This window comes from Gracilinema caldarium (assembly GCF_029265695.1).
In the GTDB taxonomy this organism is placed as follows: Bacteria; Spirochaetota; Spirochaetia; order Treponematales; family Breznakiellaceae; genus Gracilinema; species Gracilinema caldarium_A.
This window is the reverse complement of the sequence record NZ_JAJUHW010000075.1, coordinates 1-7,144: the sequence shown is the minus strand read 5'-3', so window position 1 is coordinate 7,144 and position 7,144 is coordinate 1. Positions and strand designations below refer to the sequence as shown.

The following is a 7,144-nucleotide window of genomic DNA, read 5'->3' as shown; positions in this document are numbered from 1 at the left end:
GCGGAAATAAGTGAATTAGCGGGATTTCCCTTTCATCGGGGGCTGCTGCTCGTCGCGAAACGGCCGAAGCTACCGTGTTTAGTAGATTCAGGCTTTCTATTACATAAGGCCCGCCGTCTTGTGGTCCTGCCGAATATAACGAATCCGGAAAATTTGGGGGCTATCATAAGGACCGCCGCAGCTCTTGGCTGGGACGGTCTTTTAATTGGTTCTCCGTCCTGCGACCCCTACAGCCGGAGGGTGCTCCGCTGTTCCATGGCCGCAGGTTTTTCTTTGCCCGTCATTTATTTTGATGGTGTTCATGACCTCGATATGCTTATGTCCCATGGATGGGAACTGTGGGCCGCCATGGTACACCCCGAGGTACGGACTCCGGAAGTTCTGAGACCTGTAAATCGCCTGGCTTTGGTTTTTGGTAATGAACGGTTTGGTATTCCTGCTGAAATAGAAACTCTGTGTACTGGCCGAGTAGTCATACCCCAACTGCGGAATGATGGTGATGGGGTAGATTCGCTTAATGTCGCCGCGGCTGCAGCCATACTCCTTTGGGAAGGTAGGCCTGAACCTGTTCCGTCAAAGTAGGCGGATTCTCTCTTTTAAGTTTAAGCGCAGGAGTTTTTGAATGCCGAACTGACTACATCAATAAGTTCAGGTGCAGTAAAGGGCTTTGAAAGTATACATACTGCACCGAATTGCTGGGCAAGCTTTTTAATGGGGAGTAGGTCGGTTCTCACTTTACCCGACATGACTATCACTGAAATGGAAGGATACCGGTCTCTGATATCCATAAGATACTCTAGCCCGCCCTGACCGGGCAGTACAATATCCAGCAAAATGAGATCGATAGAGGTTGATGCAAGAAACCGTTCTGCCTGCTGGGTGTCAAGGGCTTTAAGAATGGTGTATCCCTGACGTTTTAATATTGCTTCTGCCACATCCTGTATGGTGCTGTCATCATCTATAATCAGTATGGTACCCATAATATCCTGCCTTATAAAGAATCTTTGCCTGCAAGAATGGTATATAGCCTTTCAAGATCTTCCATGGAGTAATAGTCGATCTTGATTGTTCCCCGTTTGAGTCCCCCTGAAATGGAAACTTTAGTCCCCAAGGCGTCGATAAAACGCTGTTCCATGGCAAGCAGTTCAGGAGCCCGTTCCCGAACCTTTTCTTCCTTTGGTTTATCTGCTGCCCGGATGCCACCATTTAATTCTTGAGCATATTTTTCTGCTTCCCGGACAGAAATAGCCTCTGCGACAATTTTACCAAAGAGGACCCGCTGGTCTGCAGGATTGACTACTGAAAGGATAGCACGGGCATGACCGCTTGTCAGTTGTTGGGCTGCGAGGGCATTCTGCATATCTTCGGGCAGTTTTAGGAGTCTCAGAGCGTTGGCTACGGTAGAACGATTTTTGCCGACCCGGGCAGCAACTTCGTCCTGAGACAGTCCGGTCAATTCCATAAGCCGTTTGTAGGCCTGGGCTTCCTCAATGGGGTTCAGGTCTGACCGCTGAACGTTTTCGATAAGGGCGACTTCGAGGCGCCGTTCATCGGAATAGTTGCGGATGATAGCCGGTATTTCCCGAAGCCCCGCAAGACGTGCTGCCCGGCTTCGGCGTTCTCCGGCGACTATGATATAGCTGCTATCAGGACTTTCTTCGACAATAATAGGCTGAATAATACCATGTTCCCGTATAGAAGCGGCGAGTTCCTGAAGGGACCCTTCGTCAAATGTCTTGCGGGGCTGGTTTGGATTTGCCTTTAATTTTTCCAGGGGAATGCGGACTTCGCCGCCTGGTGCATTTTCTGGTCGGGTCTCGTCGGCAGATGTTCCTGAAAGGAGCGCGTCGAGGCCCTTGCCTAATCCGTATTTAGCGGCCACGGTTTAGCACCTCCTCGGCGAGGCTTTTGTAACTGCGGGCTCCGACACAGAGGGCATCGTATTGAGATATGGGAATCCCGTGGGAGGGGGCTTCCGAAAGCCGGACATTCCGGGGAATGATGGTTTTAAAGACCCGGTCTTTGAAATAGGCTGTTACCTGCCGCACCACATCCTGGGCCAGCTTGGTCCGCTGGTCATACATGGTAAAAAAAATGCCGCCAATTTCGAGCTGGTGGTTCAGGCTTTTTTGAATCCGTTTGATGGTCTGAAGGAGCAGCGAAAGACCTTCCAGGGCAAAATATTCGCATTGGAGAGGTATGAGGACTCCATCGGCGGCCACCATGCCGTTCAAAGTGAGTATACCCAGAGAGGGGGGACAATCTATCAATATAAAATCATAACGATCCCGGATGCCTTCCAGTGCCCGTTTCAGATAAAAATCCCGGTCCTCCTGTTCAACGAGCTCAACCGCCGCGCCAGATAGGTCTATAGATGCGGGAATGACAGAAAGGTTCCGCACCGAGGTCTCCTGAATGACCTCTTCGGCAGTGTTTTTGCCGGAAATAAGTTCATATACGCCGGGCTTAGCACCATCGGCACCTACACCGCTGGTGAGATTAGCCTGGGAATCAAAGTCCACAAGAAGCACCTTCTGGCCTGCCTCTGCCAGATAGGCGCCGATATTGATGGCTGAAGTGGTCTTTCCTACTCCGCCTTTCTGATTTACAAATACAAAAATCCGTCCCATTATGGTTTCCAGTATAGCATGGTAAAGATAAAAATTGCTATTGAATAGTGGCCTAGATGCGGGTATTCTTCAAGTACGGAGGGGATAAATGGTACACGCGATTCAAGATATGGTCCCGAAAATTCATCAGTCAGCCTTTGTTGCTTGGAATGCGGAAGTTGCCGGCTCGGTTACCTTGGCCAAAGATGTGTCTGTTTGGTTCTCGGTCACCCTTCGGGCCGACATTGCTCCTATCGAAATTGGGGAGGGCAGCAATATACAGGATGGATCGGTGGTCCATGTAGATACGGAGGCTCCGACGATTGTTGGACGGAATGTGACTGTTGGTCACCGGGCGATACTGCATTCCTGTACCATAGGAGATGATGCGCTGATTGGTATGGGTGCTATTATATTGAATGGCGCAGAAATTGGTTCCGAATCTATAGTTGGCGCCGGCGCTCTTGTTACCCAGGGTAAAAAATTCCCGCCCCGTTCCCTCATTCTTGGCTCTCCTGCAAAACTGGTACGGGAACTGAGCTCAGAAGAAATTGCCAGCATTAAACAGAATGCAGAACACTACAAAGAATTGGCCCGTATTGCCAAAGAACAGTATATAGAGGAATAACAGAAAACTTATGACTTTCGTTGATATTATTGAACACCTGCCGGCCCATATTATTAACAAGGGCACCGATTTTAGCGACAAACCAATAGAACACGTGGTCGCCAGTGATCTCATGAGCGATGTGCTGGTGGTAGATCTGGATAATACATTAATTGTTACATCCCTTGCCTCTGAACAGACTGTCAGAACCGCAGATATTGTTGGTGCAAGAGGCGTACTGCTGGTAAACGACAAGAATCCCCAGCCCGCAATGAAAAAGCTGGCTGAGGAACAGAATATCACCGTCCTTTCTACACCCCTCTCTATGTTTCAGGCCTGTGTGGCCCTGGGTAAACTAATGGAAGCGGGGGCGCAGCCATGACGAACATAAAACTTCTTGCCTTAGATCTAGATGATACCCTGTTACGGGATGATTTAACTATTTCGTTTCATACGAAAAATGTGTTAAAAAAAGTTGAAGAATCGGGCGTCATTGTAATGCTCGCTTCAGGCCGTTCGCCCAACGCCATGGACCGCTATGCCCGGGATTTGGTCATGCACAAACGCCCTGGCTATCTTGTCTGCAATAATGGGACCACCATTATAGAAAGCCATACGGGTCAAGTTGTAAAAGAGTTTTTTCTGCCCATAGAAGCGGCCTTGGCGGTCTATGACCTAGTAGATGCTGAGGGCTTTCCTGTGCAGATCTATGAGGACGGCACTATCTATGTTTCCCGCCGGAACGAATATGCGGATATAGACCAGAAGCTGACTGGTCAGCGCCAGGTGGTAGTGGATAATTTCAGGGCCTTCCTCGCAGCTGGGGCGCAGAAAATGGTTGTCCCCGGCGATCCTGCCCTTTTAAGGCCCCTGGAAACCCTGCTTAAGACCTTTATTGGCGACAGGGTTACCATTTTTACCAGTAAGCCCTATTTCCTCGAAATACTTCCTCCTGCTACCGGCAAGGGGGAAGCCTTGGCCCTCGTGGCCCAAATGCTCGGAATCGACAGAAACCAGGTAATGGCGATCGGTGACAGCATGAATGATGAAAGCATGATCCGTTGGGCCGGCTTTGGTGTGGCTATGGCAAATGGGGACCCAAGAATTAAGGCGATGGCCAAGGCGGTAACAGCGCGGACCAACGAAGAAGATGGTGTGGCTGATTTTGTAGAGCGGCACATTCTCAAAGGGGTCTCCCATGCAGGATGATATTCCCATCAATACGATCGATTCTCCGACCGTTATTCTGGAATTAATATACCGTCTTAAAATTAAGGATGTAATGACCACCGCCCTCATAACGGCAAAGCGTACCGATACACTGCGGCATATCCAGGCCTTAATGCGCGAAAATTACATAACCGGAGTGCCCATTGCCGAAGATCAGCGGCTCTTGGGAATCGTATCTATCGATGATATTGTAACCGCCCTCGATAAGGGGTATATCGATGATGTGGCGGACCGCCGTATGACCCGAAATGTTATCGTATTGGAAGACGACATGCCCCTGTCCTTTGCCATTTCATACCTTAACAAATATCGATACGGCCGATTCCCGGTTCTGAACAAGGCTCGAGAGCTGGTGGGAATTATCACTTCTAAGGATGTAATCCGTACACTTCTTGTGGAGATTAATCGAGAGGTGCTGCGGCTCGAAAAAAACAATCCACCTCCCGTAGCTGATTCAGCTTCCAGTCGGGAGTTGCAGTTCACCACAACCCGCTATGATTTTGAAGGGGCGGGACATGCTTCAACGGAAATTAAAAAGGTTTTAAAAGAATTAAACCTGGATCCAAAGTTGATCCGGCGTATTGCCATTGCAAGCTATGAGTTGGAGATTAATCAGGTGGTGCACTCCTATGGAGGGACTATTTCCTGTTCTATTTTGCCAGACCGGGTGGTCATTACTGCCCTCGATAAAGGCCCGGGGATAGAAAACATCGAACTCGCTCTACAGGAAGGCTGGTCAACAGCCAACGAGTGGATCCGGTCTCTGGGTTTTGGCGCCGGTATGGGACTGGCTAATACAAAGCGGGTTTCAGATGAATTTATTATTGAATCGAGTCTTGGTGGCCCGACAAAGGTAATTTCCACTATATTTTTTAAAGGCAGGGAGGATCAGGATTGATGAAAATAAGCGAGGTAATAACAGCCTTAAATGGAGAACTCGTGCAGGACCAGTTCCAGGATAGCGAGCTCGAAGGAGCCTATACATCGGACCTCCTCTCTGATGTCATGGCCAATGCAAAGTCTGCGGGGGCCCTCATTACCATACAGGCCCATAAAAACACCGTAGCGGTGGCTACGCTGGTAAATATTTCCCTCATTATTATCTGCAATTCTAGGCCCATCCCTGAGGATATGATAGAGGCTGCCCGGGATGAGGGAATTGCCATAGTCCGAACCGCAGAAAACCAGTTTGTAACTTCAGGCCGATTATATACCCTTTTGGGGTATCGCTGAACAAAGGCATGCTGGCGGATCTGCATAACCATTCCTGCCTGTCTCCCTGCGGTTCATTGGATCTTTCTCCCCGAGTGCTCGTGGAGCGGGCCGCTCTGTGTGGGATTGAGATCCTGGCCTTAACTGACCACAATACGGTGGCAAACAATCCTGCTTTTGCTCGTCTCTGTTACCGCTACGGGATTGTGCCTCTCTTTGGAATGGAAGCTACCACGCGGGAAGAAGTCCATGTCCTCTGCCTTTTTGATACTCTTGAAAAAGCCCTCACTTTTGGAGAACGAATTGCCAAATTGTTGCCCCCCTTTCTTCATGATCCGGAGCGCATGGGGGACCAGGTCATTGTAAACGAGAATGATGAAATAGAAGGGGTTATAGATATTTATCTCGGTTCTGCTTTGGATGTAGGTTTGGATGAAATTGGGCCCCTTGCAGAATCCTACGGTGGCCTTGTTATCCCTGCCCATGTGGATCGGCCTGCATTTTCCATGACAAGTCAGCTTGGTTTTGTTTCGCCCGGCCCCTGGGCTGCCCTTGAATGTATCAGGCTGCCTCCCTCGGTAGATACGCTGGGCTATCCGCTTATCACCGGTTCCGATGCCCATTATCCTGAACATGTGGGTCGCAGGTCCTTTCATCTCCCTGTTTCGGCCGATCTTGCTGAACAGGTAAAAAAAGATGGTAAAATGGATATGGGCTTACTCCAGGCTGCCCTCAGACTGCGAGATATAAAATGAGCTCAGGTTTGACTTAGAAATCTGTTTCTGGCTTACCCAGCAGGGTAGGTTACCGGCCCACTCTGCAGGGGCCTACTATAAGTTTAGTTTATTCAAGAATAAAATCAATGTAAGACGATGCTCATAAAAAAGTGCCGCCAGAACCTTCCCACGGATGGATGTGCTATACTTTATTCTAATGATGAAGCTCCGCACTCTGTGGCTAGCCGCTTTTTTTCTCTTATTACAGTTATGGCAGCCCCTGGATGCCGAGCCTGTTGTGGTATCGGATCCAAAAACTTCACGGCAAGAAATGGTAGCCGCAGCTCTCTCATACCTCGGAACCCCCTATCTATACGGCGGTATTGATGAAAAGGGCCTGGACTGTTCAGGCTTCATATACCAGGTTATGTTAAAAAGCCTCGAGATCTCGGTGCCTCGAACGAGCATCGCTCTCTATCGCTGGACCGAACCAGTATCTCTTACCCAGCTTGAAGCGGGAGATCTCCTTTTCTTTAATACCACTGGGACAGTGTCTCATGTTGGTCTTTATATAGGGGAAAACCGTTTTGTGCATAGTGCCTCAGAGGGGCCGCAGACAGGGGTCATCATCAGCAGTCTCGATGAACCTTATTGGGAAACCCATTTTGTCGGTGCTGGCCGTGTAGTAGCTTCTGCTCCACTGCGGAGAATTACCATAGCCTTTGGAACCCTTGTGTTGCTCGGCCCGAGCAGTAACCCCAGTTTTGTGT

At 49.4% G+C, this 7,144-nt stretch carries 11 protein-coding genes; 8 read left to right on the top strand and 3 right to left on the bottom strand.

The window, feature by feature from the left end:
• Nucleotides 1-582 (top strand): TrmH family RNA methyltransferase (locus Q7P68_RS13760; protein WP_304226627.1); only part of this gene is annotated, 582 nt, incomplete at its 5' end.
• Nucleotides 583-602: 20 nt separating this feature from the next.
• Here the strand turns inward: Q7P68_RS13760 and Q7P68_RS13755 are convergent.
• Genes Q7P68_RS13755 through Q7P68_RS13745 form a run of 3 tightly spaced genes read right to left on the bottom strand, consistent with a single transcriptional unit; the run spans nucleotide 603 to nucleotide 2,630 of the window.
• Complete coding sequence (locus tag Q7P68_RS13755) at nucleotides 603-980, bottom strand: response regulator (protein WP_304226625.1); 378 nt, start codon at nucleotides 978-980, stop codon at nucleotides 603-605.
• 11 nt (nucleotides 981-991) lie between these two features.
• A complete protein-coding gene (locus Q7P68_RS13750; protein WP_304226623.1) occupies nucleotides 992-1,882 on the bottom strand; it encodes a ParB/RepB/Spo0J family partition protein in 891 nt (296 codons plus the stop codon).
• A complete protein-coding gene (locus Q7P68_RS13745) occupies nucleotides 1,872-2,630 on the bottom strand; it encodes a ParA family protein (RefSeq protein WP_304226621.1) in 759 nt (252 codons plus the stop codon). The genes Q7P68_RS13750 and Q7P68_RS13745 overlap by 11 nt, the downstream gene beginning before the upstream one ends.
• An 88-nt stretch (nucleotides 2,631-2,718) precedes the next feature.
• Between Q7P68_RS13745 and Q7P68_RS13740 the strand changes: the two genes are divergently transcribed.
• The 7 genes from Q7P68_RS13740 to Q7P68_RS13710 form a co-directional block, all read left to right on the top strand.
• Nucleotides 2,719-3,237, top strand: coding sequence for a gamma carbonic anhydrase family protein (locus Q7P68_RS13740; RefSeq protein ID WP_304226619.1), 519 nt, complete (start codon nucleotides 2,719-2,721; stop codon nucleotides 3,235-3,237).
• 10 nt (nucleotides 3,238-3,247) lie between these two features.
• A complete protein-coding gene (locus Q7P68_RS13735; protein ID WP_304226617.1) occupies nucleotides 3,248-3,598 on the top strand; it encodes a DRTGG domain-containing protein in 351 nt (116 codons plus the stop codon).
• Entirely contained in the window at nucleotides 3,595-4,425 is an 831-nt protein-coding gene (locus Q7P68_RS13730) for a Cof-type HAD-IIB family hydrolase (protein ID WP_304226616.1), read from the top strand. Before Q7P68_RS13735 ends, Q7P68_RS13730 begins: the two co-directional genes overlap by 4 nt.
• Complete coding sequence (locus Q7P68_RS13725; RefSeq protein ID WP_304226614.1) at nucleotides 4,415-5,344, top strand: CBS domain-containing protein; 930 nt, start codon at nucleotides 4,415-4,417, stop codon at nucleotides 5,342-5,344. The genes Q7P68_RS13730 and Q7P68_RS13725 overlap by 11 nt, the downstream gene beginning before the upstream one ends.
• Nucleotides 5,344-5,679 (top strand): hypothetical protein, encoded by a 336-nt coding sequence (locus Q7P68_RS13720; RefSeq protein ID WP_304226612.1) that lies wholly within the window; start codon nucleotides 5,344-5,346, stop codon nucleotides 5,677-5,679. Before Q7P68_RS13725 ends, Q7P68_RS13720 begins: the two co-directional genes overlap by 1 nt.
• Nucleotides 5,680-5,687: 8 nt before the next feature.
• Entirely contained in the window at nucleotides 5,688-6,413 is a 726-nt protein-coding gene (locus Q7P68_RS13715; protein ID WP_304226610.1) for a PHP domain-containing protein, read from the top strand.
• Between the two features lie 178 nt (nucleotides 6,414-6,591).
• On the top strand, nucleotides 6,592-7,144 hold a 553-nt coding region (locus tag Q7P68_RS13710; RefSeq protein WP_304226608.1), incomplete at its 3' end, for a C40 family peptidase.